The sequence below is a fragment of the Arthrobacter sp. cf158 genome (assembly GCF_900106835.1).
Taxonomy (GTDB): domain Bacteria; phylum Actinomycetota; class Actinomycetes; order Actinomycetales; family Micrococcaceae; genus Arthrobacter.
Map to the genome: position 1 here is coordinate 95,029 of NZ_FNNR01000011.1, position 25,172 is coordinate 120,200.

At 62.9% G+C, this 25,172-nt stretch carries 25 protein-coding genes; 18 read left to right on the top strand and 7 right to left on the bottom strand.

Annotated elements, in window-relative coordinates:
• Positions 1 to 8 precede the first annotated feature (8 nt).
• Positions 9 to 3,104 (bottom strand): family 78 glycoside hydrolase catalytic domain, encoded by a 3,096-nt coding sequence (locus tag BLW08_RS20050; RefSeq protein ID WP_091327547.1) that lies wholly within the window; start codon positions 3,102 to 3,104, stop codon positions 9 to 11.
• A complete protein-coding gene (locus BLW08_RS20055) occupies positions 3,101 to 5,173 on the bottom strand; it encodes a DUF6807 family protein (RefSeq protein ID WP_091327551.1) in 2,073 nt (690 codons plus the stop codon). The genes BLW08_RS20050 and BLW08_RS20055 overlap by 4 nt, the downstream gene beginning before the upstream one ends.
• Before the next feature lie 340 nt (positions 5,174 to 5,513).
• Between BLW08_RS20055 and BLW08_RS20060 the strand changes: the two genes are divergently transcribed.
• The 11 genes from BLW08_RS20060 to BLW08_RS20110 all read left to right on the top strand — a co-directional run bounded on the left by BLW08_RS20060 (position 5,514) and on the right by BLW08_RS20110 (position 14,212).
• Positions 5,514 to 6,200, top strand: coding sequence for a YesL family protein (locus tag BLW08_RS20060; RefSeq protein WP_091327553.1), 687 nt, complete (start codon positions 5,514 to 5,516; stop codon positions 6,198 to 6,200).
• Positions 6,193 to 6,417, top strand: coding sequence for a hypothetical protein (locus BLW08_RS20065; protein WP_091327556.1), 225 nt, complete (start codon positions 6,193 to 6,195; stop codon positions 6,415 to 6,417). The genes BLW08_RS20060 and BLW08_RS20065 overlap by 8 nt, the downstream gene beginning before the upstream one ends.
• Positions 6,418 to 6,424: 7 nt before the next feature.
• Positions 6,425 to 7,954 carry an extracellular solute-binding protein gene (locus tag BLW08_RS20070; RefSeq protein WP_091327559.1) on the top strand — a complete coding sequence of 510 codons (1,530 nt, stop codon included), beginning with the start codon at positions 6,425 to 6,427 and terminating at the stop codon, positions 7,952 to 7,954.
• Positions 7,951 to 8,925 (top strand): ABC transporter permease, encoded by a 975-nt coding sequence (locus BLW08_RS20075; protein ID WP_090816805.1) that lies wholly within the window; start codon positions 7,951 to 7,953, stop codon positions 8,923 to 8,925. The genes BLW08_RS20070 and BLW08_RS20075 overlap by 4 nt, the downstream gene beginning before the upstream one ends.
• Positions 8,926 to 9,798, top strand: coding sequence for a carbohydrate ABC transporter permease (locus BLW08_RS20080; protein ID WP_090816807.1), 873 nt, complete (start codon positions 8,926 to 8,928; stop codon positions 9,796 to 9,798). It abuts the gene before it with no gap.
• A gap of 27 nt (positions 9,799 to 9,825) precedes the next feature.
• Positions 9,826 to 10,497 carry a rhamnogalacturonan acetylesterase gene (locus tag BLW08_RS20085; protein ID WP_091327564.1) on the top strand — a complete coding sequence of 224 codons (672 nt, stop codon included), beginning with the start codon at positions 9,826 to 9,828 and terminating at the stop codon, positions 10,495 to 10,497.
• The gene (locus BLW08_RS20090) at positions 10,494 to 11,171 is read left to right on the top strand and encodes a DUF1961 family protein (RefSeq protein ID WP_090816813.1); all 678 of its coding nucleotides are present in this window, start codon (positions 10,494 to 10,496) and stop codon (positions 11,169 to 11,171) included. The genes BLW08_RS20085 and BLW08_RS20090 overlap by 4 nt, the downstream gene beginning before the upstream one ends.
• 51 nt (positions 11,172 to 11,222) lie before the next feature.
• Entirely contained in the window at positions 11,223 to 12,230 is a 1,008-nt protein-coding gene (locus BLW08_RS20095) for an acetylxylan esterase (protein ID WP_091327567.1), read from the top strand.
• Between the two features lie 219 nt (positions 12,231 to 12,449).
• Entirely contained in the window at positions 12,450 to 13,598 is a 1,149-nt protein-coding gene (locus BLW08_RS20100) for a 3-deoxy-7-phosphoheptulonate synthase (protein ID WP_090816818.1), read from the top strand.
• A gap of 139 nt (positions 13,599 to 13,737) precedes the next feature.
• On the top strand, positions 13,738 to 13,950 hold the full coding sequence (locus tag BLW08_RS20105; RefSeq protein ID WP_017199160.1) for a helix-turn-helix domain-containing protein: 213 nt from the start codon (positions 13,738 to 13,740) through the stop codon (positions 13,948 to 13,950).
• A gap of 163 nt (positions 13,951 to 14,113) precedes the next feature.
• Positions 14,114 to 14,212, top strand: a complete 99-nt coding sequence (locus BLW08_RS20110; protein WP_003792170.1) for a 30S ribosomal protein bS22 — start codon at positions 14,114 to 14,116, stop codon at positions 14,210 to 14,212.
• A 137-nt stretch (positions 14,213 to 14,349) separates the two neighbouring features.
• Here BLW08_RS20110 and BLW08_RS20115 read toward each other — a convergent pair whose 3' ends face one another.
• The gene (locus BLW08_RS20115) at positions 14,350 to 15,312 is read right to left on the bottom strand and encodes a DUF559 domain-containing protein (protein WP_091327570.1); all 963 of its coding nucleotides are present in this window, start codon (positions 15,310 to 15,312) and stop codon (positions 14,350 to 14,352) included.
• Positions 15,313 to 15,553: 241 nt separating this feature from the next.
• Positions 15,554 to 16,372, bottom strand: a complete 819-nt coding sequence (locus BLW08_RS20120) for an HAD family hydrolase (protein ID WP_090816822.1) — start codon at positions 16,370 to 16,372, stop codon at positions 15,554 to 15,556.
• 100 nt (positions 16,373 to 16,472) lie between these two features.
• On the opposite strand from BLW08_RS20120, the gene BLW08_RS20125 reads away from it, so the two are divergent.
• Together BLW08_RS20125 and BLW08_RS20130 are read left to right on the top strand one after the other, a co-directional pair.
• Positions 16,473 to 16,727 carry a glutaredoxin family protein gene (locus BLW08_RS20125; protein ID WP_090816825.1) on the top strand — a complete coding sequence of 85 codons (255 nt, stop codon included), beginning with the start codon at positions 16,473 to 16,475 and terminating at the stop codon, positions 16,725 to 16,727.
• A gap of 88 nt (positions 16,728 to 16,815) precedes the next feature.
• Complete coding sequence (locus BLW08_RS20130) at positions 16,816 to 17,511, top strand: redox-sensing transcriptional repressor Rex (RefSeq protein WP_175538777.1); 696 nt, start codon at positions 16,816 to 16,818, stop codon at positions 17,509 to 17,511.
• Positions 17,512 to 17,557: 46 nt separating this feature from the next.
• Here the strand turns inward: BLW08_RS20130 and BLW08_RS20135 are convergent, their stop codons facing one another.
• From BLW08_RS20135 to BLW08_RS20150, 3 genes are all read right to left on the bottom strand, one after another.
• Entirely contained in the window at positions 17,558 to 18,322 is a 765-nt protein-coding gene (locus tag BLW08_RS20135; RefSeq protein WP_091327575.1) for a hypothetical protein, read from the bottom strand.
• 262 nt (positions 18,323 to 18,584) lie between these two features.
• Positions 18,585 to 19,298 (bottom strand): hypothetical protein, encoded by a 714-nt coding sequence (locus BLW08_RS23975; protein WP_175538778.1) that lies wholly within the window; start codon positions 19,296 to 19,298, stop codon positions 18,585 to 18,587.
• 171 nt (positions 19,299 to 19,469) lie between these two features.
• Positions 19,470 to 20,021 carry a YceI family protein gene (locus BLW08_RS20150; RefSeq protein WP_091327652.1) on the bottom strand — a complete coding sequence of 184 codons (552 nt, stop codon included), beginning with the start codon at positions 20,019 to 20,021 and terminating at the stop codon, positions 19,470 to 19,472.
• Between the two features lie 207 nt (positions 20,022 to 20,228).
• Between BLW08_RS20150 and BLW08_RS20155 the strand changes: the two genes are divergently transcribed.
• From BLW08_RS20155 to ccsB, 5 genes are read left to right on the top strand one after another with little or no spacing between them, the layout of a single operon-like run.
• Positions 20,229 to 20,894, top strand: a complete 666-nt coding sequence (locus BLW08_RS20155; protein WP_090816834.1) for a histidine phosphatase family protein — start codon at positions 20,229 to 20,231, stop codon at positions 20,892 to 20,894.
• Between the two features lie 4 nt (positions 20,895 to 20,898).
• Positions 20,899 to 21,504 carry a TlpA family protein disulfide reductase gene (locus tag BLW08_RS20160; RefSeq protein ID WP_091327577.1) on the top strand — a complete coding sequence of 202 codons (606 nt, stop codon included), beginning with the start codon at positions 20,899 to 20,901 and terminating at the stop codon, positions 21,502 to 21,504.
• A gap of 5 nt (positions 21,505 to 21,509) precedes the next feature.
• The gene (locus BLW08_RS20165; RefSeq protein WP_014922639.1) at positions 21,510 to 22,265 is read left to right on the top strand and encodes a cytochrome c biogenesis CcdA family protein; all 756 of its coding nucleotides are present in this window, start codon (positions 21,510 to 21,512) and stop codon (positions 22,263 to 22,265) included.
• A complete protein-coding gene (locus tag BLW08_RS20170) occupies positions 22,265 to 23,986 on the top strand; it encodes a cytochrome c biogenesis protein ResB (protein ID WP_091327579.1) in 1,722 nt (573 codons plus the stop codon). Before BLW08_RS20165 ends, BLW08_RS20170 begins: the two co-directional genes overlap by 1 nt.
• Positions 23,986 to 25,053, top strand: coding sequence for a c-type cytochrome biogenesis protein CcsB (gene ccsB / locus BLW08_RS20175; RefSeq protein WP_091327582.1), 1,068 nt, complete (start codon positions 23,986 to 23,988; stop codon positions 25,051 to 25,053). Before BLW08_RS20170 ends, ccsB begins: the two co-directional genes overlap by 1 nt.
• Positions 25,054 to 25,172 lie beyond the last annotated feature (119 nt).

Below are 25,172 nucleotides of genomic sequence, written 5' to 3' on the forward strand. Positions count from 1 at the left end.
CAGTGGCGTCAGCTGTCATCTCGCGGGAGAATCACTTGGGCTGTGACCCCTGCCGGCACCGTGTACTCCAGTTCCATGCCCGCCGGGGTGTTGCGCCAGGAAACCCAAACAGTTCCGCGCTGCGTTGGCACGCTGCCCTCGGCATGTTCCAGCCGGCACACCGGCGGTTGAATCACGACGGCGGAAGCACCCACTGCGGTGACGCGGACGCCGAGGAGGTACTCAAGGATCTCCCGGATGACCGATGCCGACCATGCGTGCGACTGGCTGTAGTCCGTGCCCTCATCGAGCTCCCAGGCTTCCCACGTGAAGGAAGCCCCGGCGTCGAGCTGGCGGGCCCACCCGGGTTGGGTGGAATCCGTGAGCAAGGTGAGGACGTCATCTACCCGCCCCTGCGACAGCAGTGCCCGGAACAGCCGATGCACCGTCATGGGACCCTGGCGCATGCCCATCCCGGCGATCCGCTCGGCATCCTTCGCCGCGTGTTCAACGGGCGTGATACCCATGGACAGGGGGAACGAGGTGGCATGCTGGGACGCATTGAGGCTCGGGCGGCCGTCGGTGTAGAGACCATCCACCATGACTCCGTCCACGCGCAGCCGGGCGTTGATCTGTGCGGCAAGCGATGCCGCGGCCTCACCGAACCTGGCCGCGTCCCGCTCAAGGCCGGTGGCCGCGCACAACCGGCCGACGGCGTCGAGCACTGACCATGACTGGGCGTTCACTGTGGTCCGCGCCGCGCAGTCCATGTCATACCCGAAGCGGCCCGGAGCAGGCCAGTCCACAATGCCGTGAAGATAGGGGCCTCCACCGCCGCCCAGGTCCGTGACCAGACCGGCCGTGGGACCATCCACGGGGATGTGGCGCAGGACGTATTCGGCCGTGTACATGAGCTGGGGGAGGATCCCGGCCACCAGGGCGTCGTCACCACTGAGCCGGTGGTACTCCTCCACCCACTCGGGCATCATGAGCGAGAAATCAGGGATGTCGCGCTTTCCATCGCCGTTGGGATAGACCGCGTTGTAGCGCCCACGCTCTTGTGGTGAATCCCAGTAGCGGCGCGCCGATCCTGCGAACTCGCGCAGCGCCTTGGCCGTGAAGTGACGCTCACCGAACAACGCCATGGTGGCGTAGGAGATGTTCACGGCATCGCCCAGGAACTGGCCCTTCTCGCGGGTAGGGGTGTCCACGAACTGTTCCTGGACTCCCAACAAGGCCGAGTCCCGCAGGAGGGTGAACACCCGGTTCAGCGTTTGGTCCGAGCTGCGGAAACTGCCCTCCTCCGGGTGATCGGCGTGGATCACGGTGGCGCCGACCTCCCCGAGGTCCGCCAAGTCCATGCCCGGGAATTCCAGGTAGCGGAAGCCAAGGTGCACGGCTGCCTCGTAGCGTTGCGGGCCGTCTGCCTGGGTGTAGGGGAACGACATATCCGTGTTCTGGCTGGGCGTCTTTCCAGTATCCACGCGGCCGTCGGCACGGAGGTTGTAGCCCGCCCGGAGCATCACGGTCCGCCCACGCTCACCACGGAGGAACTCCACCACGGGACGCCCGGGGAGCACTGCGCCGAAGTCTGCTACCGGTGTTCCGTCATCCGCAGTGAAGAGATCGACGGCGGCCGCGTAGTGACGTGCGACGCCCGCATCGTTGGGCCGCAGGACAGGGAAGTCGGGGACCGGGTGGGCTCCGAGGGAGAGTGCCGGATGCCACTGCTGTGGTTCCGGCCAGGCCATCGCGTCGAAATGTTCGATCGGATCGCCCTCATCATTCCGGTATCCGCCCTGCCGGTACGGTCCTTCGGCCACCAGCCACCCGGGTCCGGATCCGAACACGTCCCGGGTGCCGTCGTCGTACTCCACTGTCAGCTGGGCCAGCAGGCCTGGGCGGCCGGCGGCGCGGCCTTGACCGGGACCGTACCAATGCGCGACGGCGGTCAAGGTGGCGGTTTCGCTCGACTGCAGGGCGTCCGTGACGTCGGCGGCGTTGTAGAAATGCTCTCCCGGGTAGCCGAAGTTGGTGGTCTCCAGGCACGCATTGCCGTTGATGGAGAAGCTCGCGTGGTGGCCCGCAGCGGCGTAGAGCCGGGCCCGTGCCACGGTGCCTGTGAGCTTGATGGTTGCTTTAGCCAGGGTCCACTCGTCGGGTTGGCGCAGGGGAGTGGTGGTGGTCCAGCCCGTCAGGGCGCCGGGCTGGGTGAAGTCACTGTCCAGGAGGGTTGTCCCGTCACTCTGGACCCGAACGGACGAGTACTCTGCCTGGCTGCGTGGCCCTTGATGAAACGCGATGCCCCTGGCGGTGTGGCCGGGGACCAGTGCGTCCAGGGCGATGTCGTGGTCGATGCTCACCGTGATGCGTTGGCCGTCGTCGGCGATGACCAGGTCCTGCCAACCGTCGTCGGGAAGTGCTCCGGCGCGGGACGCCGCGGTTGCTTCAAAGGCCGGAGTCCCGGCGAGGGGTTCCGTGAACGGAGCCGACATGGTGCCGATCTCCCACTCCGGAGCGGGACGCAGGAGGGCAGACCGGTTCGGCTTGATCTCCAGGAGCAGGCCACTTCCGGGGCCGTCACAGCGAAGGAGAATCCCGGCGGTACCAAGCCGCAGGCGGAACCGGGCGCTGATGACGGTGCTGCCGCTGGATGAAACCGGCCACGGAAGGTACGGCGAACCGCTCACCCGCAGGCATCCCTCCACCACTGCTATCGGCGCGCGCCCACCCTGTTGCCGGTGAATCCACTCCGCACTCCACCCGCCCGGATCCGGCAGGCCCGTGCTGAAGGGGGCCGGTGCGCTGGGTTCGCCGGTGTTTCCGGCGGCGTCAGTCAGCTGCACTGTCCACTGATAATCGCTGTCAGGGGATAACTCCGGGCCTGTGTAGGGAAGGTGGTGTTGCTGGTCCGTGACAACGTGGCCCGAATCCCACAGGACCTTGCCAGCCCGGTCCAGCACGCTCAGGCGGTAGGCGCTTTGGAACGCGTGCTCCGCGCTCGCGCCCGGACCTGACTCCAGCAACCAGCCGAAAGACGGCCTGGCCGGTGCCGTCAGGCACTGCTGCAGGCCCTGGACGGTGGGGTTCCTGGCGGTGGGGGGCGTCGCCGCCGCAGTGCTCATCGCCCGGCCACCAGCTCTTCGATCTCCTTCGGATCCAGCGTTCCGTCACTGATCCACACCGTGTTGCTGCGGGTGAGGGACGTCTCCGCGGCCAACTCCACCGCGGCATCCCAGGCCAACGCGGATCCCACTGCCGGGTAGCCGCTGCACCGCACGAACCACGGATCTTCGGACTCGGACGGTGAGCCGAACACCAAGGTGGCGGTACCGCCGTCGAACTCTCCCGTCCAGGCCAGCCACGGCGAAACGGAACCGTGCACGGCAGGCTCACCCTCGGCTGTGGAGGAGAAGACGCGGGGCGAGCCGTTGACAGGCAACCGCCAGAAGAATCCGCCGTAGCCGCTGCCGGCGGCACCATGGGAACCAGGGCTCCCCAGCCTGACATCCACGACGGCGGTGAGCCGGGTCTGGATGTCCAGACGCCACGTGCGCGCACTGCTGACGGTGCGTGTAAAGGTGCGGCGTTCCTGCAGGACCAGGCTGCCGTCGGCGCCGAACCACTCCAGGTCAAGCGTGGTGCGGCCCTCTTCCCGGGTGATGCCTGCAACCTCGATTCGTCCGTGGTCCTTCAGGTCCAGGTACTTTCCGGCAGTCCTGCGGTAGCTGCGGCCGCCCCAGAAGTTGCTGCCGTTGACGTCCTGAAGGGCGAACCCGGCGCCGAGATGCCAGACGTGGTCCGAGGCCAGGTGGTCTGTCACCACTACTCCGGCCGGGGTGGATACGGGGTGCAGATAGGGCCGCGGCGACAGGTTGGTTTCCAGCTTGCTCCCGCTCCGCAGGGTTGTTGCGGGATAGTCCAGACCTGGCTCGGGGGAGAAGAGTGCTTCGGTACCGGTAGTGTTCGGCAGCGCCCAGGGGAGTCCCAGCTCGGAGAACGTGGCGTGGGCGCGGGTGGCACGTTCCAGGATGTCCTCGATGTGGGGAATCACAGCGTGGGCTTGATCGCCCGTTCCCACCCATTCCACACATTCCGTCGGAATCAGGGCCGGCGCTTCAGCAGTGCGGACTGCCTCGAGGACGCGCATGAAAGCGCCGCTGTGATTCAGTGGGCTCAGCAGGGGCGTGCCCCCGGAAAGGTGTTGGAGGAGGTTCTCGGTGAGGTCGTCACGGCCGAAAGTGTGCGTGGTTTCCCCGTCCTCGGTGGCAACGGTGACCCGGTCTTCGGTGTAGTGGAACACCGCCGTCCCTTCCGTGCCATGAAGGGTGACATACGGTTCCACAGGCTCAGTGGCGCAGAGCGTGAGGGCACAGGTGATGGGCAGGCCGTTGATGGTGCGCAGGCGGATCACGGAGGTGTCATCCGCCTCAATATCGTTGGCACGGTAGAGGTCCGTCTCTACCGAGGCAAGATCCTCAGCGTGGCGGGCGCCGGCGATGCGAAGTGCGGTGGCGATCGCATGGGCCAGCGGGTTGGTTGCCACACCGTCCACCACATCCACTCCGTCCAGGCTGCGCTTGCCGGCCCAGCGCGAGCGTTTGTAGTAGGCGCGGTCGCGGACCCAGCGGCCTGTGGCAGAGATGCCCTTGAGCGTGCCGATGGTGGGAAGCTCATCTGCGGCTTCTCCGTTAGCCAATTTCGCCAAAGCGGCGAGGGCATGGGAGCCGAGGCTTTGGAAGCCGACCTGGACGCTGCGTCCCGCGGCGCCCGCAGCTTCCTGGAGGCGGAGGAAGTCCTTCATGGACGCCACCGGGGGCTTCTCCAGGTAGAGATGGGCTTCGGCAGCAAGCACGGACAGCGCCAACGGGGCGTGGGTCTGAATGGGGGTGGCCACGATGATGACGTCCACGTGGTGGTTGCCGGCCAGAAGTTGGTCGAGGTTGGCGTGAACTGCCGTGGTGTCCGGGAGGGCTCCGGCGGCCGGAGGATTGGGATCGGCGACGGCGACGAGTTCCACCGCGCCCTCTGCGCCAAGTCGTTCAAGGTTGCGGAGATGGTGGGCTCCGAAGCCGTGGACTCCCACCAGGGCGATCCTGGCCGGCGCCGCCAAGTCTGCCGTCAGGTCGCTCTGCGCGGGCGCAGCGCCGGGGGGTGTCGGATTGGTGATGGACCGTGTGGAGCGGGTGTCCATGGGCTCTCCTCTGCTGGCGCTGCAACGAAGGCGGTTGACGCCGTCGTCGAGGTGTTCTCTGTCAGTGTTCCGGCGGGTTCAGGCTATACCCAGCAAGCGCTTTCCCAATCCCGGCTCTGCCCAGTGTAGCGCGGTCATCCGGCAAATGTAACGATTCAAGATCCGTCTTGACTCGACATGCGTCCAGCGTCTAAGTTTTCGGGAAAGCGTTTACTTTGTGACGTGGCCCACCCGGGCCAACTCCAAGTGACTGGCGATGCAGGCTGTTCTGAGAGATCACAACAAACCCGTCACCGCGGTTGCTTGGGCCTGTTCTGCAACGATGGAGAAAGGGGGTTCCATGGCGTCTGGTGGATTCGGCTTCCGGGCCTACACGCTTTTTGACACGCTCCTGTGGATTGCCTGCCTGAACGTGCTGTGGTTTGTCTTCACGCTCTTGGGTGGAGTGGTCCTTGGTGCTGGTCCCAGCACCGTCGCGGCCCACGTCCTGGTTCGTGACAAGGTGCGGGGAAATGCCACGCCCCTGCTGCGCCGCTTCGCCAGGGAGTACTTCAAGAACTTCGGAAAGGGCAATGCCCTGGGGCTGCCCTTGCTGGCGGTGGGAGTGGCGCTGGTGCTCAATTGGGGCTACTTCTCGGCAGGCTGGGACCTCGGCTCCCAGATCGCCTCGGCGGGAATCCTGCTGGCAGCCCTGTTTGTTGCGGGCACCCTTTGCTACCTCTTTCCGATGTTTGCCCGCTACGAGCTCTCCCTGGTGCAGTACTTCCTGATGTCCTCCCGCTTCGCCATGCGCCATCTGGCGGGAACCGTGATCCTTCTTTTCGTCACGGCGGCCGCGCTGTTTGTGTGTCGATCAATTCCGGGGCTGATCCCGTTCTTCGGCGTGGGGGCGTGGCTTTATGTCACCGGATGGCTGTGTGATCGCTTCTTCACTGCGAACGATGACGCCATGGCCGGCATGGAAGCCGCCGGGACGGCTGCCAGCAAGCCCGCCCCCGCATTGGCCAAGGAGGCCAGCCTTGTCTGACGTCAATCCCGTTCGTCCCGCCGCAGGTGGAGGGCAAGTGCTCCATCGCCCGCTTGACGTCCAGGGGCACGCTGAACCTGTCCTCAAGACCACAGTCGTCAGCATTAATGAAACGTATCAAGACGCCAGCGGACAACACCTCTGGACCCTGAAAAGGTTCCCCGGGGTCCCGTCGGCTGAGCCGTCCAGCGATATCAACCCCGAAGAAGTGGAGTAGTAAGAAAATGATCCGAAGAAAACAAACGCTGGCCGCCGCCGTCGTGCTTTCAGCTGCCCTGGCGCTCACAGCCTGCGGTGGCGAAGCGCCGGCGTCGGACCTTTCGTCCGTCAAGATCATGGCTCCGTTCCTGGAGGCGCAGCCGCCAACAGCCGATGGCGCAGTGCAGAAGAAGCTCGAAGAGCTGACGGGCAAAGACATCAACATCACCTGGACGCCCAATGCCTCCTACGAAGACAAGATGAACATCACCTTGGCGTCCGCCGAGATCCCGCACGTCCTGGTGGTCCAGGGTAAGACGCCCGGCTTCGTGAAGAACGCCGAGGCCGGTGCTTTCTGGGACCTGACGGACAAGCTCAAGGACTACCCAAACCTCAGCACCACCTTCCCCGAGGTTCAGCAGAACGCCAGCGTCAACGGCAAGGTGTACGGCGTTTACCGCGGACGTAATCCGATCCGTGCCGCTGTGATGTTCCGGCAGGACTGGCTGGACAAGCTCGGCCTGAAGGCACCTGAGACTACTGAGGACTTGTACAAAGTAGCCAAGGCCTTCACCGAGCAGGACCCGGACGGCAATGGGCAAAACGACACGTACGGAATCACCATCCCCAAATGGGGCGCACTGGGCACCAACAGCCCTTACGACATGATCGAAACCTGGTTCGGCGCCGGAAACCGCTGGACCGAGCGGGACGGCAAGCTGGTTCCGAGCTTCGAGACCGAAGAATTCCTTGAGGCCAACCGCTTCGTTAAGAAGATGGTGGACGAGAAACTGATCAACCCGGACTTCGCGACGTTCGATGGAACCAAGTGGAACGAGCCGTTCTTCAACGGCAAGGGCGGCATCATCGTGGACGTCGACTCCCGCGTCAGCGTGCTGATCAACCTTTTCAAGCAAGCCAACCCGAATGACTTCGAGAACAAAGTGGGCTTCGTAGGCAGCCTGAAGGGGCCAGATGGCGAGCTGCACGCCCACCCCACGGACGGCTACTCCGGGTTCCTGGCTATCCCCAAGTCCAGCGTCAAGACTGAGGCCGACCTGAAGAACGTGCTCACCTTCCTGGACAAGCTCAACAGTAAGGACGTGGCCGTTCTCCTGAACAACGGCATCGAGGGCGTGAACTTCGCGCTGGAAGATGGTCTCGCGGCCACGATCAAGCCCGAGACTCCTGAGGGCAAGGTAGTCAACACGGATATCAAGAGCTTCGCCCAGCTGGGAACCAACGTCACCGGCAACAACTATTACCCCGTCAAGCAGGCCTCCGAGTACGAACAGAAGGTGTTTGACGATCGCGTCGCCGTCATGGCGGAGGATCTCAAGAGTGCCGTGTACAACCCGGCCGCCGCGTTTGTTTCGCCCACCTACGTTGCCAAGGGTGCGCAGCTGGACAACATCGTGGCCGATGCCCGCATCAAGTACCTGGCCGGCCAGACCGACGAGCAGGGCCTGAAGGACGCCATCAAGCTGTGGAACACCAGCGGCGGTGACAAGGTCAAGGAAGAAATCAACAACCTCTGGCAGGACAACAAGAAGTGACAGCCCCGGTTGTAGAAGCCAAAGCCTCGGAGCGGGCGGCCACCCTGCCGCCCGCCCCGGCGCGGCGGCGCGGGTTCGCTGTCCACTTCGCGCACTACAAGTGGCTGTATCTGCTGTTGTTGCCAGGAGTCCTGTACTTCGCGGTGTTCCGGTACGGGCCAATGTACGGCGTGTCCATTGCCTTCAAGGACTATGTACCGTTCCTGGGCGTCAACGGCAGTCCCTGGGTGGGCGTCACCAACTTCACGGACTTCTTCGCCAACCCTGATTTCCCGCGTCTGCTCGGCAACACGCTCATCCTGGCCTTCCTGAACCTGGGGATCGCGTTCCCGCTGACCATCATCCTGGCGCTCCTGCTGAACGAGGTCCGCCTCTCAGTGCTCAAACGAACCGTCCAGACGCTGGTCTACATCCCGCATTTCCTGTCCTGGACCATCGTGGCGTCGTTGAGTTTCCTGCTCTTCGCCTTGGACATAGGACCGTTGTTCCAGTTCGTCAACGGGCTCTTTGGGACCAACGTGGATATCCTGTCCGATCCCAACTGGTTCCGGCCGTTGATCGTGCTCCAGGAAATCTGGAAGAACACCGGCTGGGGAACCATCATCTTCCTCGCAGCCCTGGCCACCGTGGACCAGGACCAGTACGAGGCCGCGATCATCGACGGCGCCGGCAGGTTCCGCCGGGTCTGGCACATTACCCTTCCCGGGATCCGGTCCACCATCATCGTGATGCTCATCCTGGCCATCGGGCAGATGCTCAACACCGGCTTTGAGCAGATCTATCTCATGACCAACGCACTTAACCGCAGTGTGGCCGACGTCTTCGATACCTACGTGTACTTCGTGGGCATTACGCAAGGCGCCTACAGCTACAGCACCGCCGTCGGACTGTTCAAGTCTCTGGTGGGCATCGTGCTGATCTTCGGCACCAACTGGCTGTCCAAGCGGTTCAACCAGAGCGGACTGTTCTAAATGAAGATCCACAACACACGTGGCGGACGCATCTTCGATGCCGCCAACTACGTCTTCCTCAGCCTGATCGGCATCATTACGCTGCTGCCGTTCATCTACGTGATCGCCGGGTCCTTTGCCAACGAGGCTGAAATCACCAGGCGCGCGTTCTTCGTTTGGCCCGAGCAATTCACACTGGGCGCCTACGAGTACATCTTCTCCACGCCTGCCTTTACCCGGGCACTGATCACCACTGTGCTGGTAACACTGGTAGGCACCCTGGTGCAGCTCATCCTCACCGTCACCATGGCCTACCCGTTGGCGAAGAAGAACCTGCGCGGCCGGAAACTCATCATGTCCCTGGTGGTCTTTGCCATGGTGTTCTCCGGAGGCATGATTCCCACGTTCCTGCTGGTCAAGGACCTCGGGCTGCTGAACAGCTACTGGGCCTTGATTCTGCCGGCGGCCATCAATCCGTTCAGCCTGATCATCATCAAGAACTTCTTCCAGGAGCTTCCCGCCGAGTTGGAAGAGTCGGCCAAGATGGATGGCGCCACGGAAATCGGGATCCTGTGGCGGATCCTGCTTCCGCTGTCCAAGCCGGTGCTGGCCACGTTCGCCCTTTTCTACGCGGTAGGTATCTGGAACGACTTCATGTCCCCGCTGCTCTACCTAAGCGACAACAACATGTGGACCCTCCAGATGTACCTGCGCCAAGTCACGGCAGCCTCGGACCTCCTCGGCACCGGCAATGTGGACCCCACGTACATCCCGCCGGAACAAGGCATCAAGTTCGCCGTGATCGTGGTGGCAACCCTGCCCATCCTGATCTTCTACCCCTTCCTGCAGAAGCACTTCGCCAAGGGAATGCTGATCGGCTCGGTCAAGGGCTAGGCGCCGCTTTCCCATGAAAGGACAACCATGAAAATCCTCCTTGCGGGCGACTCCACAGTTGCCGCCTGCCCCAGCTACGAGCATCCGATGAGCGGCTGGGGCGCCCATCTGGCCCCCGAGACGTACTGGTGGGCCGCCGTCCACAATTTTGCCAAGGGCGGGGCCACCACGGAGTCGTTCCGCGAGGAGGGCCTCTGGTATCAACTGCTGAACCAGACGGTGAAGGGAGACCTCGTCCTCATTCAGTTTGGGCACAACGACCAGAAGCGGGAACACCTCGCGGCGCGGACGGGATACGACGGCAACCTCCGCCGTATGGTGGCCGAGGTCCGTGCCAAGGGTGGTGTTCCCGTTCTGTGTACGTCGGTGGAGCGCCGGCACTTCAGTAACGGACGGCTGGACACCACGCTGGGCGAGTATCCCGCCGTCGTGCGCGAACTCGGCGCCGAACTGGAACTGGACGTCCTGGACCTCAACCAGTGGACCCGTGCGTTGTACCAGGAAATGGGGGAGGAGGGCTCCAAGGAACTCTTCTTTCACTTCGCTCCAGGCGAGCACGCGCATTGGGCCGGGGGACTCGAGGACAACACGCACTTCCATGTAAGGGGCGCCCAGCGGATCGCCGCTTTCGTGGCCGGGGAACTCGAGTCGCTTGGTTATGGCCTGGCGGCCACCATCAGTGCGGGAGTGCGCGTTTGATCTACTCCAACCCCCTGCGGGGACCGTCGGATATCGCTTCCTGGATTGCCGAGGGGCCGGTGCACTATGGAACGCACGACGACGGCGGTCCGGGTTCGGGTGGCGAGGGCACCGGTGCGTTGGTCCTGTCGGGCTCCCTCGACGCGGAGGAGCACGGAGATCATGCACACTGGACCCTCTGGTGCCCGGAAGAAATCCCGGATCATGTGCGGATCACCTGGGAGTTCATGCCGCTGGAGGAACCCGGACTGGCCATGGTGTTCTTCGCTGCCCGGGGGCGGGGAGGCGAGGACCTTTTCTCGTCTGCCTTGGCTCCCCGCACCGGCTTCTACCCGCAGTACCACTCGGGAGATATCGATGCGCTCCATATCTCCTACTTCCGGCACAAATACGCTTCAGAACGTGCTTTCCGTACCTGCAATCTGCGTAAGAGCGCTGGCTTTGAGCTGGTGGCGCAGGGGGCTGATCCGCTTCCTCCCGCCGAAGATGCGGATGGCTATTACCGGATGGAGGTGCTCAAGGACGGCCCGTTGGTAGCCTTCTCCATCAACGGATTGCCCCTGTTTGACTGGACGGACCCAAGTGCCGGGCCTCTGGGTGGTGGGTACTTCGGAATCCGCCAGATGGCTCCACTCAAAGCCGCATACCGCAACCTCTTCATCAGCCAGCTGTAGCCACCTCTGCCCTGTGATGGGGCGCACGAAACCATGACGTAGGATGTCCCCATGCCCCTCTTTGACCTCCCTCTTGTGCAGCTCCGCAACTACACCTCCAGCGCTGTTGCGCCGGCCGACTTTGACTCGTTCTGGGACCGCACCATTACCGAGGCCAGGGCCTTGCCGCTGAACGCTGTTTTCGAGCCGGTGGACAATTATCTGTCAGTGATCGACACCTTCGACGTCACCTTTTCCGGCTTCGGGGGAGACCGCATCAAAGGCTGGCTGCACGTGCCGGCGCACCTTGAGGCCGGGCAGCAGCTCCCCGTAGTGGTGGAGTACATCGGCTATTCCGGTGGCCGTGGCCTGGTCAACCAGAACACCCGCTGGGCGCAGGCCGGCTACGCGCACTTCATCATGGATACCCGTGGGCAGGGCTATGGTGGCGTCTCTGGCGACACCCCGGATCCGCATCCCTCGGCTGGTGGCGTCAACTACGCCGGCCTCATGACCCGGGGCGCCGACCACCAGGACAACTACTATTTCCGCCGGGTCTACGTGGACGCCTTCCGCGCGGTGGAAGCGGCACAGAGCCATCCCGCCGTCCACCCTTCCACAGTGGTTCTCACCGGCGTGAGCCAGGGCGGCGGCATCACCGTTGCTGCAGCCGGGCTGACGGCCGGGAGGCTCGACGGCGTCATCGCCGCGCTGCCCGACGTCCCCTTCCTGCAGGACTTCCGGCGCGCCATCGACATCACCCCGCGTGGCCCCTACCCGGAGATCGCCGGATTCCTGGGCCGGCACCGTGAGAAATACGAGTCCATGCTGGCTGTAATGAACTACTTCGATGGTGTCCACCTGGGCCGCGCAGCAACTGTTCCGGCGCTGTTCTCGGCAGCCCAGATGGACGATATCTGCCCGCCGTCCACTGTGTTCGCCAGTTACAACAATTACGGTGTTGGCGGCGGTGCGCCGGAGAAGGACATCGAGGTGTACCGCTTCAACAACCACGAGGGCGGCCAGGAACACCACTGGATCAAGCAACTGCAGTTCCTGCGCAAACTGCTGTCATCTTGATGGACCGGATTTGCCCGCTGTGAAGAACCGCGGTTATGGTGTGGCTATGACTAAGCGTTGGTATGCGTATTTTTCGTTGGCTCTGGAGGGGCCCGCGTCTAACTGACACGCATCCAACTTTCCTTCAGAGCCAACAGGGCAGAGATTATTCTCTGCCCTTCGCCATATCCGGCGGGTTCTGAAAAGGGGCCCGCTCCGTATCCCGGACAGGACCCAGAAATGACCAGCATCGCCGCAGAACCCGCCGAATCTCTCAACTCCGCTCACACCACAGCAGCCGCGCAGCCCGCCACCTCCAACCTGCGGGTGGCCCGCTTCGAGCCGCTTCCGGCGCCCCAGGACCTCATCGCTGAGCTACCGCTGGACGCCCGGTCCGCCGCCGTCGTCGACCGCGGCCGCGACCAGGTCCGCGCCATCATGGACGGTGTGGACGATCGCCTGCTGGTGATCGTGGGGCCGTGCTCCATCCACGACCCCAAGGCCGGCCTTGAATACGCGCGCCGCTTGGTCAGCCAGGCCGAGAAGCACAAGGAAGACCTGCTGATCGTCATGCGGACTTACTTCGAGAAGCCCCGCACCACCGTGGGTTGGAAGGGCCTCATCAACGATCCCCACCTGGACGGCAGCCACGACATTGCCGCCGGCCTCCGCGCTGCCCGTGGTTTCCTGAAGCAGGTCACCGCGCTGGGTCTGCCTACTGCCACCGAATTCCTGGAGCCCATCAGCCCGCAGTACATGGCGGACCTGGTTTCCTGGGGCGCCATCGGTGCCCGCACCACCGAAAGCCAGATCCACCGCCAGCTCGCCTCCGGGCTGTCCATGCCCATCGGTTTCAAGAACGGCACCGACGGCGACCTCCAGGTGGCCATCGATGCTTGCGGCGCCTCTGCCGCTGAGCAGGCCTTCCTGGGAATCGACGACGACGGCCGGGCGGCTCTCGTTGCGACCTCCGGCAACCCGGACACACACGTCATTCTCCGTGGCGGACGCAAGGGTCCCAATTACTCCCAGGAGGACGTCGCCGCAGCCTCGGCCAAGCTCGCTGCCAAGGGGCTCAACCCGCGCCTGATCGTGGACGCCAGCCACGCCAACAGCGGCAAGAGCCACCACCGCCAGGCAGAGGTTGCGCTGGAAATCGGAGCACAGCTTGAGGCGGGGGAGACCTCACCGATTGCCGGCGTCATGCTGGAGAGCTTCCTGGTGGGCGGCGCGCAGAACCTGGACGTGGCAGCCCAGCTCGCGGGGACGCAGGAGCTCGTCTACGGCCAGAGCGTCACTGACGCCTGCATGGAATGGGACGTCACGGCCTCGGTGCTGGAACAGCTCGCTGCCTCGGCCCGGAAGCGCCGCGTGGCAACCGGGGAGTAGCATCCCACTTTCCGGAAATGCTTTCACATTGGCCCCATCAGCCTCTAGAGTATCTAGCACATGGTTGTTGGATGGCTCAGCATCGGCACACCGTTCTTCTGGGGGTGTCCTACTGTCTGAGAGCAAAGGAATATGGGAAATGTCCGCAGAGACTAACTTCTCGAACGCGCGGTTCATGACGGTGGCTGAAGTGGCCGACGTCTTGCGTGTTTCCAAAATGACCGTGTATCGCCTGGTCCACTCAGGGGAAATGCCCGCCGTCAGGTTCGGCCGTTCCTTCCGGGTTCCGGAAGAAGCCGTCGCCCAGTACCTCAAGGGTGCTGTTGTGGACGGGCAATCCGAGACTGCCTGAGACTGCCGCGGCCCATCAGACGGACCGTGGTCACGGGGTGCCCCTTTGAAGCGGTACTCTGTTAAGGAACGTTTTACGTCAATGTAAGAATCTGTCAGTTGTACAGTCTGCTTCCGCGGATGTGTTCCAACAGACAGGAACTTCTAGTTTGTAAGGAACTTTCGTGGGTTCAGTTATTAAGAAGCGCCGCAAGCGTATGGCCAAGAAGAAGCACCGCAAGCTGCTTCGCAAGACCCGCCACCAGCGCCGCAATAAGAAGTAGAGATACTTCATCAAGCGTGAATGCCCGTTACCTTTCGAGGTGGCGGGCATTTTTGCATCCTTCCGACGCTCTCTCACTGTTCGTTGGGTTTTTGGTGATGCTCTCTCACTGTTCGTTGGGTTTTTGGTGATGCTCTCTCACTGTTCGCGTGCGAAACCCGACTCCACGGCAGGGTCAATCCAGCCGTTCCTTAGTGCCTTCTTGATTTTCAGTATTGCCTTAGTGAATCCGTCTGCCAGATCGTCCTTTCCGAAGATAAGAACTGTCCAGCCCGCCGCCGCGAAGGCTTTATCACGGCGCCGATCGCTGAAGAACTGTTCCTCCCCAAGGTGATGTTCGCCGTCGTACTGAATCGCCAAACGCCGCACGCGAAAGCCGAGGTCCGCGGACGGAGAGAAGGGGTCGTCAACTCGGAGCCGAATCTGGAGCTCGGGTGCGGCGAGGCCTGCGTCGAGCATGGCCAGACGAAGCATCGTCTCCGGCGCCGAGTCCGCACCGACCCTCATGAGTTCAAGTGCTTCGCGTGCGCGGACCACGCCTTGCAGGTTCTTGTGCCGGTCCAGCATCTTCCGAAGTGCCTCCGGCGAAGTGAATGGCGTTTCGCGTCCTTCGAATTCTTGCCGCGGCATGCGAATAATCTGGTCGCCGACACAGACCAGCTCTTTTAACGGCAGCTGGCGTGCCAAGTCCAGCCAGGTCCTGGGGCGAGTGCTCATCCAGATGCCTTGATTGAACTCGATTTCGGATTCGTCCACGAGCACTGTGTGTCCGATGATGCCTCGTCGCCGCGCTGACGGGAGGTTCCTCGGTTTGCTGAGGTGGAGTTCATTCGAGTCGGCCAGCCAAGGAGGCAGGAAGAGGCCATGTAATTTGGCGGCGGTCACGTGCGAGATCCATGCGCCAGGACTCGCAGCTGAGAGGGATCGCGCAGCTTCCGCCAAGTCAAAATCCCAGCTGGCAGGGCGGTAGATTCCTTGGCTGACACTTTCGATTGAGACTTGATTCCTGAGTTGCGCGTGCTCGAAACCAGCGGCCTTGGCCTCGTCGATCGTGAAGGGAGCAGAAGCCAGCACGGCAGGAAGGGGCGACGGTTTTTGCATATGGGCATTGTTGCCCAGGACGGCCCTCGCGTGCAGAAGTTATCCACAGGCCCGCAGCCTATCGCCTTTGGTGAGAGAGGGTTGGCCGGAACGGGGCGTTTGGTGAGAGAGGGTGGGCCGGAACGGGGTGTTTGGTGAGAGAGGGTGGGCCGGAACGGGGTGTTTGGTGAGAGAGGGTTGGCCGGGTGGGGGCGTTTGGTGAGAGAGGGTGGGCCGGAACGGGGCGTTTGGTGAGAGAGGGTCAGTAGCGGGGGCCGCGGAATCGTGAGAAGCCGCGCCACAATCCGTAGATCGCACCGCCCACTGTGGCTGCCTTGAGGCCGAGCGTTGCTGCACGGCGGCCGGACCGGAAGTCGTACACGGGCCAGTTGTTCTCGCGCGCGTGCTTGCGGAGCTTTGCGTCCGGGTTGATCACCACGGGGTGTCCCACCATGGTGAGCAAGGGAATGTCATTGGCGGAATCGCTGTAGGCCCAGCAGTGATCGAGGTCCAGGCCTTCCCGATCGGCCACGAGTTGGACTGCCACCGCCTTGGCGGGTCCGTGCAGGATGTCACCCACGAGTTTCCCGGTGTACATGCCATCCTCCACCTCGCCCACGGTGCCCAGTGCGCCGGTCAAGCCCAAGCGGGTGGAGATCACGGTGGCAACCTCGATGGGGGTTGCTGTCACCAGCCACACCTTGCGTCCCACTCTGAGGTGTTGTTCGGCGAGTGCCTTGGTTCCGGGCCAGATCCGGGACTCGATCATTTCGTCATAGACCTCTTCACCCAAGGCCTTGATGTCGTCAACAGTGATCCCGGCAGCAAGGGTGAGGGCGGAGTCGCGTACTGCGTGGACGTCCTCCATGTTCTCGCCGCGCATCACGAACTTGAACTGCTTCCAGGCGAACCCAGCGGCCTGCGGCAAAGTGAAGGCCTTGCGTTCGTACATCTTTCGCGCCACGTGGAAGAGGCTGGCACCCTTCATCAACGTGTTGTCGACGTCGAAGAAAGCAGCCTCGCCAGTGTGCTTCTGCGCTTGGGCAGATGCGGCAACTGCGGCGTTCTTCTCCTCGGGCATGCCTTGAGTCTAGTCAATTGCCGGTGCCCCGCGCTGAGGGCGCACTCTGTGCGTCATCCTGTGGGATGTGGGGGAGCACGGGGCCGGTTACCGTTATCCCATGGCTATTCCCGACGTCGTTCTCCTCACCAAAGCTGACTGCCACCTCTGCACCGAGGCGCGTGCCGCCGTCGAGCGTGTCACGAAAAGCCTGGGTGTGCAGTGGACAGAGCAAAGGATCGACGACGATCCGCAACTGCAGGAGCGGTTCGCCGAGGAGATTCCCGTGGTGCTGGTGAACGGTATCCAACGGGATTTTTGGAAGATCGACGAGGAACGGTTGACCCGCACCCTGAAGAAAGTCCTGGCAGGCTGAGGGTGGGGTTACCCGTAAGTAATGGCTTTTGTTGAGTCCGGCCGGGGGTCATAGAGTGGAACAACAAAGCGACGCAATGGAGAATACCGTGACTGCGCTGGAACCGTCCCCGGAAGCGACAACCGAGGACAATGAACCTGCCGCCAAGCAGATCCCGCCCGCGGCTGTGGCCCGGATGACCCTCTATTTGCGCGCGCTCAACTCTCTCTTGGCCGAAGGCGTGGAACGGGTTTCTTCCGAAGCGCTGGCTGAGGCATCGGGCGTTAGCTCGTCCACACTCCGCAAGGACCTTTCCTACGTTGGTTCCTACGGGACGCGCGGGGTGGGCTATGAGGTCCAATACCTTAGCCGGCATATCGCGGCCGCGCTGGGCCTGACGCACGACTGGAAAGTTGCGATTGTAGGTGCCGGTAACCTCGGAAAAGCCCTGGCGCGCTATGGCGGTTTCGAATCCAGGGGCTTTGACGTTGTCGCCATTTTTGACGCCGACCCCATGGTGATCGGCAACGAGGTGGGGTGGCTGCGCGTCAGCGACTCCGCGGAGTTGGAGCGCGTCCTGGAGCGCACGCATACGAACATGGTGGTGCTCGCCCTGCCGGCCACCGTAGCCCAAGCGGTATGTGACCGGGTGATTGCAGCTGGTATCCGGAGCATTCTGAGCTTTGCCCCTGTGCTTTTGCAGGTCCCGCCGCATGTGAACCTTCGCAAGGTTGATATGGCCACGGAGCTTCAGATTTTGGCTTACCACGCACAACGGGCGCAGACTCCGGGTCAGGCCATTTAGCCTTCGCCGGGGTCCACGCCCGCATGTGATTCTTCTTATTGCGTGTTTAGCGACCGTAGGGGTTCTGGTACGGGTTGCCGAACGGCTGTGGCTTCCGGAAGTACGGAGCGGATGCCGGCAAGTACAGCAAGACGATTGCGGCAACGCCCAGCAAGATCACCACGAGCTGCATAATGCCGTACGTGGCACCGAACTGGAACAAGCCGGTGAGGCCCAGGACAGAGATCGCTGCGAAGACCGTTCCCAGGATCCTGGCCCAGTTCTTACCTTTGCGGACGGGGAAAGCAACCAGGGCGTAAAGGCCCAAGGAAACAATTGCACCCACCACGGCACCCACTGCAATGGCGCCCCGCATGCCGTCCATGGACCCGGCAGGAAACTCGGTGCCCTGCTGGGCGGCTTGCTGATTCATGGCGTTGATAAAGGCGTCGGCGCCGGTGGTGGCCAAGAGCAGCGAGCTGATGGCAGAAAGGATGCCGGCGGCAACGATCATCCAGAAGGCATAGTTCACCATCTGGGGAACGGCCGTAGGACCAGTGGGGCCGGGCTGCTGGCTCGGCCAATTGGTGCTCTGGCCATACTGGGGTGCAGCCTGCTGGCCGTATTGCGGTGCGGAGGGAGCCTGCTGGCCATACTGGGGTGCAGCTTGCTGGCCGTATTGCGGTGCCGCGGGAGCCTGCTGGCCATACTGCGGTGCTGCGGGCTGGCCGTATTGCGGTGCAGGAGGCTGGGGCGCCGAGGGCTGGGTGCCCGGCTGCTCGGGCTGGTTGGAGTCGCCCGGGTTTGATGGCGGGTAGGGAGGGTTGCTCATGGCATTCCTTTGCTTGTTCGACTGCTGGTGCGGCCGCCGGGATCAGCAAAATGACCCTGCCCCCAGCGTGGTTCTGCTTCCACCGTACCTCCCGGGTCTGACACTGTAGACGATCACACGCAGGTATTTCGGGCTCACAGCAAAAATCATCATGTTGGCTTACGCCTTCATGATGAAGGCCGCGGGAATCCGAAAGGGATTCACCGCGGCCTTTGCCTTCAAATCCGTCGTTCACCGAACGACGGCGGCAGTAGCGTCAGCGCTAGGCCTGACCCTTTACTGCCTTGAACCACAGCTGCGAATTGGGCAGCCACATCAGGACTACGGCGACAGCGCTGACAAGGAAACCAAACCAGTTGCCGCCCAGTCCCATGCCGGATCCGCCACCGTTGGCTGCGCCAAAGATGGCCAGCAGCAGGGAAACGGCGGCCACGATGGTGAGCGCCAGGCGGGCCCACTCCTTGCCTTCCTTCATTTTCATGGCCAGGACCACTTGCGCTGCGGCCACGGCCAGGGCGAGGAGGAGCAGTACCAGGGCGATTGCAGCAAATGCCGGGGCGAAGGCGAACGCAGCAATGACTGCGAAGAATCCAATGAGCCCGAACAACAGGCCCAGGAGTCCGGAGATCACCCAGATGAAGTAGGACACCTTCAGTTCCGTTGGCAGGCCCTGGGTCTTGAACATCCCCGAGAAACCGCCTTGCGGCATGACGTCGTTGAAGTTCCGGGGTCCGTCGGTGGGCATTTCGAAGTGGAATCCGGGTTGGCCCGGTCCCGGCTGGCCGGGGGCTGGCTGCCCAGTACCGGGCGGCGGCGGTGCGGGCTGCGAATACTGGCCCTGTTGCGACGGCGGCTGGTAACCCTGGGGCGGCTGGTAACCCTGCGGTGGTTGGTAGCCCGCAGGAGGAACATTGCCTGGCTGCGGAGGCTGGGAGCCGGGCTGCTGTGGCTGTGGTGTTTCGTCTGGGGTACTCATGGCATCACTTTAGACCGCAGGTTGAAGGATGCATAGGAAATTCGGAGCCAACTCGCAGCTAAATACAGGCTGTTTGCCGAACAATTGCGGGGTGACTTCCCTGAATACGAAACGGCGCCCCCACAGCGTGAACTGTGCGGGCGCCGCTCGGCACTCCAGGAGTGGCTATGGCTATGCAGCGGCCGGTGCGATGAACGCGAGTTCCAGGTTGATGACAACCTTGTCGCTGACCAGCACGCCACCGGCTTCGAGTACGGCGTTCCACGTAAGGCCGAATTCCTTGCGGCTGATGGTGGTTTCGCCGGAGACGCCGGCGCGGGTGTTGCCGAAGGGATCTACGGCCACGCCGTTGAATTCGGTCTCGATGGCAACTTCCTTGGTCACGCCCTTGATTGTGAGATCGCCCACGAGGTCGAAGCTGTTTCCGTTGGCCTTGACGTGGCGGGAGACGAAAGTGATTTCGGGGAACTTCTCCACGTCGAAGAAGTCTTCGCCCTTGACGTGGCCATCGCGGTTGACGTCGCCGGAGTCGAAGCTGGCGGTCTGGATGGTGGCGCTCACCTTGGAGTCCGTGAGGGTTTCGCCAACCTCGAGGGTGGCCGAAGCGTCCTTGAACTGGCCGCGAACCTTGCTGATGCCTGCGTGGCGGACGGTGAAGCCAATCTCGCTGTGGGAAGCGTCGAGGGTCCAGGTGCCGGTGGTGACGGTAGCGGGAAGGGTCATCATGGTGTTGCTCCTATGTCTGGTGGAAGGTACTGCGTGTTTGCATGGTTGAAGCGATTGCTTGAAGCGTCAACCGAGCTTCGTGTCTAGTATAAACATGCATATGCATCTTTTATTCCAACTCCATGGAACATTTCTGGAAAACTTTGAGTTCTACTAGCGGTAGAAGATTTCGGATCGCCCCGCTTCTTTGAGAAACTGGTAAACATGCCCCAAGCAACCGTCCATCTGCTTCGCCATGGCGAGGTCCACAATCCCGACGGCGTCCTGTACGGTCGCCTGCCGGAATTCCACCTCTCCGAACGCGGCCGGGAGATGGCCCGCATGCTGGCTGATCACTTCGCAGCCCGCGCCAGCCAAGGCGCCAAGATCGTGCACCTGGTCGCCTCGCCGCTCACCCGTGCCCAGGAAACAGCCATGCCTACGGCAGAGGCCCTCAATCTCGAGATCCACACCGAGCCGCGGATCATCGAAGCCGAGAACCACTTCCAGGGTCTCCACCCCACCAAGAGCGAGTTCCTCAAACCCAAGCACTGGTTCTACTTCCGGAATCCCCTGCGACCCTCCTGGGGTGAGCCTTACAAGGAGCAGGCAGCCCGCGTGCTGGCCGCTGTAGAGGATGCCCGCGTCAAGGCAATCGAGTTGGGCGGGGACGGCGCTGAAGCCATCCTGGTCAGCCACCAGTTGCCCATTTGGTCCACTCGCCTGACCGCGGAGGGACGGCGGTTGGCGCACGACCCGCGCAAGCGCGAATGCACGCTGACGTCCCTGACTTCCTTGACGCTCGACGACGACGGCAAGATCGTGCGCGTCGAATACACCGAGCCCGCTGCCGTGCTTCTTCCCGGCGCGGCGAGCACCCCGGGAGCGTAGAAGCATGGACAAGAATCTTTCACGCAGAGGCGTGCTGAGCGCCGGCGGAGTCCTCCTGGCCGGACTGACCATGGGCCTGTCCGCGTGCGCCCAGGAAGACACCCTCGCCAAACAGGCCAAGGCCGGCGACAACAAGAACTACGTGGCAGGTGACGGCTCGGTGACGGAGTTCGCCAAGGCTGACCGTGCTGCTCCCGTGGCCCTTAAGGGAACCCTCTTCAACGGACAGAGCATCAAGCCCGAGGACCTCCAAGGCAAAGTCACTGTCCTGAACTTCTGGTTTGCCGCCTGCGCTCCGTGCCGCATCGAAGCACCCCAGCTTGAGGCCCTGCACCAGGACTTCAAGGACCAGGGCGTTCAGTTCTTCGGGGTCAACCTTCGCGACGAACAAGCTACCGCCGAGGCCTTCGATAAGACCTTCAACATCACCTACCCGAGCTTCAATGACAAGGATGGGGCAGTGCTGCTGTCCGTGTCCGGCATTGTCCCTCCAGGGGCAGTGCCCACCACCCTGGTCCTGGACAAGGAAGGCAAGGTTGCCTCCCGCGTTCTTGGCGAGATTGAGAAGAGCACCCTGAAGGCCCTCATCACCTCCGCAGTGGCCGAGTAGCATCCATGAACAGTCCTTTCGCCGAGACGATCCTCAACGGATCACTGCTGCTGGCTGTGCCGGTGGCATTGCTGGCCGGGCTGGTCTCCTTCCTTTCGCCGTGCGTGCTGCCGCTGGTCCCTGGTTACCTTGGCTACGTCACGGGACTGACCGGCGTCGACCTCCAAAAGCAGCGGCGCGGCCGCATGCTGGCCGGAATCGGGCTGTTCGTCCTGGGATTCTCGGTGATTTTTGTTCTCCTGGGCGGTGCCTTCGGGCAGCTCGGAACGTTGCTGACGGGTCCGCAAAACGCCTGGATCACGCAACTGCTGGGCATCCTGGTGATCATCATGGGTGTGGTGTTCATGGGCGGCTTCGGCTGGCTGCAGCGGGACGCGAAGATCCACGCCAAACCGCCGGCAGGCCTGTGGGGTGCGCCGCTCCTGGGGCTCACGTTCGGACTGGGCTGGGCGCCTTGTATAGGTCCCACGTACTCCGCGGTACAGTTGCTGAGCTTGTCCGGCGGTTCGTCGGCAGCCAAGGGCGCGCTCCTGGCGTTCGTTTACAGCCTTGGGCTGGGTATTCCTTTCCTCCTGATTGCTCTGGCCGTCCGCCGGGGCATGGGGGTGATGTCCTTCTTCCGCAAGCATCGGCTGGCCATCCAGCGGATCGGCGGAGGCATCCTGATTTTGCTCGGCATCCTGATGGCCACCGGTGTGTGGGGAACCTGGGTGACCGAGTTGCAGTACTGGTTCCAAAACGATGTGAAGTTGCCAATCTGATGAGCGAGTCCGTGAAAGCCAAGAAGAAGTCACCAGCCGCTGAGAGCACCTCCGCAGAAGGCACAACAGGCGAAGGAAAACTCAAGCGGGCCAAGTCCGAGGCAGCCCTGCCCGCACTTGGTTTCAAAGGCATGCTCCGGTGGGCCTGGACACAGCTGACCAGCATGCGCACCGCCTTGTTCCTGCTGCTCCTGCTTGCAGTGGGCGCAGTTCCAGGTTCGCTGTTCCCGCAACGGCCCGCCAACCCCTCCGTGGTCACGCAGTACATTAAGGACAACCCGTCCTATGGCCAACTGCTGGATGCCTTGCAGCTTTACGATGTGTACTCTTCGGCCTGGTTTTCGGCAATCTACATCCTGCTGTTCATCTCCCTGATCGGCTGCGTGACACCTCGCGCAATCGCCCATTACAAGGCCATGAAGTCACAGCCTCCGCGCACCCCCAAGCGGTTGTCGCGCCTGCCTGAGTACGGCACGTTGGCCCTGCCCGCCGACGCCGGGATCCCGGCGTCGAAGGCCATCAACGATGCCGCCGGGCTGCTCAAGAAGCGCGGCTACCGCGTTGACGTCAGAGACGTCGACGGCGCGCTGCCGTCCTTGGGTGCCGAGCGCGGCTTCCTGAAGGAGGTGGGCAACCTGGTGTTCCACACCTCCCTGATCGGTGTGCTGGTATCCGTGGCCATCGGAGGCCTGTACGGGTACAGCGGGCAGCGGATCCTCGTGGAAGGCGAAACCTTCGTCAACACCCTGGTGGGCTACGACCAATTCACACCCGGCACCAACTTCCAGAGCAGCTCGCTCCAGCCGTACTCCATGCAGCTGGACAAGTTCGAGGCCACGTTCGACCGCGAATCGCCGGGCAAAGCCGGCCAGCCCATCGACTACACCGCCGAGGTCACCACCAAGGAAAACCCGGATGCGCCGGGCAAGAAGGAAGTCCTCAAGGTCAACGACCCCGTTTCCCTTGGCGGCACCAGTCTCTACCTCACCGGCAACGGATACGCACCCATGGTGACGGTCCGCGATGGTGACGGCAACGTGGCCTTCCAAGGGCCCGTCACGGCCAAGGTCCAGGGCGATAACTACTACTCATCCGTGGTGATCAAGGTTCCGGACGCCAAGCCCGAACAGTTGGGCTTTGTAGGGTTCTTCCTTCCTACGGCGTTCGTTACTGAGACCGGCACCTCGTTTAGCGCTTCCCCGGAACTCTTCAACCCCCAACTGAGCCTGAATTCCTTCTACGGAGACCTCGGCCTGGACAAGGGCGTGCCCCAGAACGTGTTCGAACTGGACATCAAGGACTTGAAACCGCTTAATGCCCGCGACCTCGCGGCAGGCGGCATCACTTTGACGCCCGGGGCTACGGTGGACCTGCCCGAAGGCAAGGGCAGCATCACCTTTGACGGCGTCAAGAAGTACATCGGCGTGGACATCCACCACAACCCCGGCCAGCTGTACGCCTTGATCTTCGGCTTCCTGGCCGTTGCCGGTCTGGTCATGTCCCTCTACATCAACCGCCGCCGCGTCTGGGTCCGCACCGGAACGCACGCGGATGGCCGCACGATGGTGGAGTACGGCCTGCTGGCACGCGGTGAAGACCACCGTCTGGCCGGCGAAGCAGCAGCCCTCCGCGAGATCTTTGCCCGGGAATGGAACGTCCCGGAGACGCCGGACACTGGCACAACAAAAGCAGTCTCTTCCTCAACCTCGAAGGACCAGTAATGCCCGTCATCAACGAAACCCTGGGCCAGTACAGCGAGCTGTTCATGCTGTTGGCCGCCGGCACGTACACCGTGGCCTTCATTGCGTTTGCCTGGGATCTGGCGAAGAGCAGCAAGATGCTCCGGGCTGTGGACCTCAAGGCCGCTGCCAGCTCCGCCAACGAAAAAGTAGCGGTTGCCGCGGGTCGCGTCAGCGATGGCTTGGGCGCCCCCGACGCCGGCGGGCCAGCCGGCCGAGCCGAGCGTCCGACGTCGGGCCTCACCGTTGAGGGGGGCACCGCCGCGGGCGACATGAAGTACGGTGGCGTCCGCCGCGCACCTGCCCGCGTGGCAGTGGCGTTGACGGTTTTGGGGGTCCTTATCCACGGAGCGGGCGTGGTGACCCGTGCCTTCGGCGCAGGCCGCGTGCCGTGGGGCAACATGTACGAGTTCCTCACCACCGGCGCGTTTGTTGCCGTGGCGGTATTCCTCATTGTCCTCATCCGCCGCGACCTGCGGTTCCTGGGCACGTTCGTGATCGGCCTGGCCATCATCATGCTCGTGGCGGCCTCGGCTGCTTTCTGGACCCCGGTTGGCCACCTTGTACCGGCGCTGCAGAGCTACTGGCTGATCATCCACGTCTCCATCGCGGTGCTCTCTTCGGCCCTGTTCACGCTGACCTTCGCCATGTCCATACTGCAGCTGCTGCAGTCCTACCGGCAGAAGAACCTTGCAGCGAACCGCGCCGACAATCTTGGGTTTATGCGTCTTGTCCCCAATGCGCTGAGCCTGGAAAACCTCTCCTACCGGATCAACGCCATCGCGTTTATCGGCTGGACGTTCACCCTCATGTTTGGCGCCATCTGGGCAGAAAAGGCCTGGGGCCGTTTCTGGGGCTGGGACCCCAAGGAAGTCTGGACGTTCGTGATCTGGGTGGTCTACGCAGGCTACCTGCACGCCCGTGCCACCCGCGGTTGGACCGGAACCCGAGCAGCATGGTTGTCGATTGTGGGCTACGCCTGCGTCATCATCAACTTCACGCTGGTGAACACCGTTTTCAACGGCCTTCACTCATACTCGGGTCTCTAAGCTCCACACCGGCCTGAGCAGGGGCGTTACACCAGCGCTCCGGCTCAGGCATCGATGACCGTTTCCCGGTGAAGCAACCGAGCCTTTCACCCGCCTACAGCAAGTGCTAACTTGTTCAG

Bases quoted from the DNA above. Each gene is read 5' to 3' on its own strand.
- BLW08_RS20050 (WP_091327547.1), bottom strand. From the start codon at position 3,104: ATGAGCACTGCGGCGGCGACGCCCCCCACCGCCAGGAACCCCACCGTC.
- BLW08_RS20055 (WP_091327551.1), bottom strand. From the start codon at position 5,173: ATGGACACCCGCTCCACACGGTCCATCACCAATCCGACACCCCCCGGC.
- BLW08_RS20060 (WP_091327553.1), top strand. From the start codon at position 5,514: ATGGCGTCTGGTGGATTCGGCTTCCGGGCCTACACGCTTTTTGACACG.
- BLW08_RS20070 (WP_091327559.1), top strand. From the start codon at position 6,425: ATGATCCGAAGAAAACAAACGCTGGCCGCCGCCGTCGTGCTTTCAGCT.
- BLW08_RS20080 (WP_090816807.1), top strand. From the start codon at position 8,926: ATGAAGATCCACAACACACGTGGCGGACGCATCTTCGATGCCGCCAAC.
- BLW08_RS20085 (WP_091327564.1), top strand. From the start codon at position 9,826: ATGAAAATCCTCCTTGCGGGCGACTCCACAGTTGCCGCCTGCCCCAGC.
- BLW08_RS20095 (WP_091327567.1), top strand. From the start codon at position 11,223: ATGCCCCTCTTTGACCTCCCTCTTGTGCAGCTCCGCAACTACACCTCC.
- BLW08_RS20100 (WP_090816818.1), top strand. From the start codon at position 12,450: ATGACCAGCATCGCCGCAGAACCCGCCGAATCTCTCAACTCCGCTCAC.
- BLW08_RS20105 (WP_017199160.1), top strand. From the start codon at position 13,738: ATGTCCGCAGAGACTAACTTCTCGAACGCGCGGTTCATGACGGTGGCT.
- BLW08_RS20115 (WP_091327570.1), bottom strand. From the start codon at position 15,312: ATGCAAAAACCGTCGCCCCTTCCTGCCGTGCTGGCTTCTGCTCCCTTC.
- BLW08_RS20120 (WP_090816822.1), bottom strand. From the start codon at position 16,372: ATGCCCGAGGAGAAGAACGCCGCAGTTGCCGCATCTGCCCAAGCGCAG.
- BLW08_RS20125 (WP_090816825.1), top strand. From the start codon at position 16,473: ATGGCTATTCCCGACGTCGTTCTCCTCACCAAAGCTGACTGCCACCTC.
- BLW08_RS20135 (WP_091327575.1), bottom strand. From the start codon at position 18,322: ATGAGCAACCCTCCCTACCCGCCATCAAACCCGGGCGACTCCAACCAG.
- BLW08_RS23975 (WP_175538778.1), bottom strand. From the start codon at position 19,298: ATGAGTACCCCAGACGAAACACCACAGCCACAGCAGCCCGGCTCCCAG.
- BLW08_RS20150 (WP_091327652.1), bottom strand. From the start codon at position 20,021: ATGACCCTTCCCGCTACCGTCACCACCGGCACCTGGACCCTCGACGCT.
- BLW08_RS20155 (WP_090816834.1), top strand. From the start codon at position 20,229: ATGCCCCAAGCAACCGTCCATCTGCTTCGCCATGGCGAGGTCCACAAT.
- BLW08_RS20160 (WP_091327577.1), top strand. From the start codon at position 20,899: ATGGACAAGAATCTTTCACGCAGAGGCGTGCTGAGCGCCGGCGGAGTC.
- BLW08_RS20165 (WP_014922639.1), top strand. From the start codon at position 21,510: ATGAACAGTCCTTTCGCCGAGACGATCCTCAACGGATCACTGCTGCTG.
- BLW08_RS20170 (WP_091327579.1), top strand. From the start codon at position 22,265: ATGAGCGAGTCCGTGAAAGCCAAGAAGAAGTCACCAGCCGCTGAGAGC.
- ccsB (WP_091327582.1), top strand. From the start codon at position 23,986: ATGCCCGTCATCAACGAAACCCTGGGCCAGTACAGCGAGCTGTTCATG.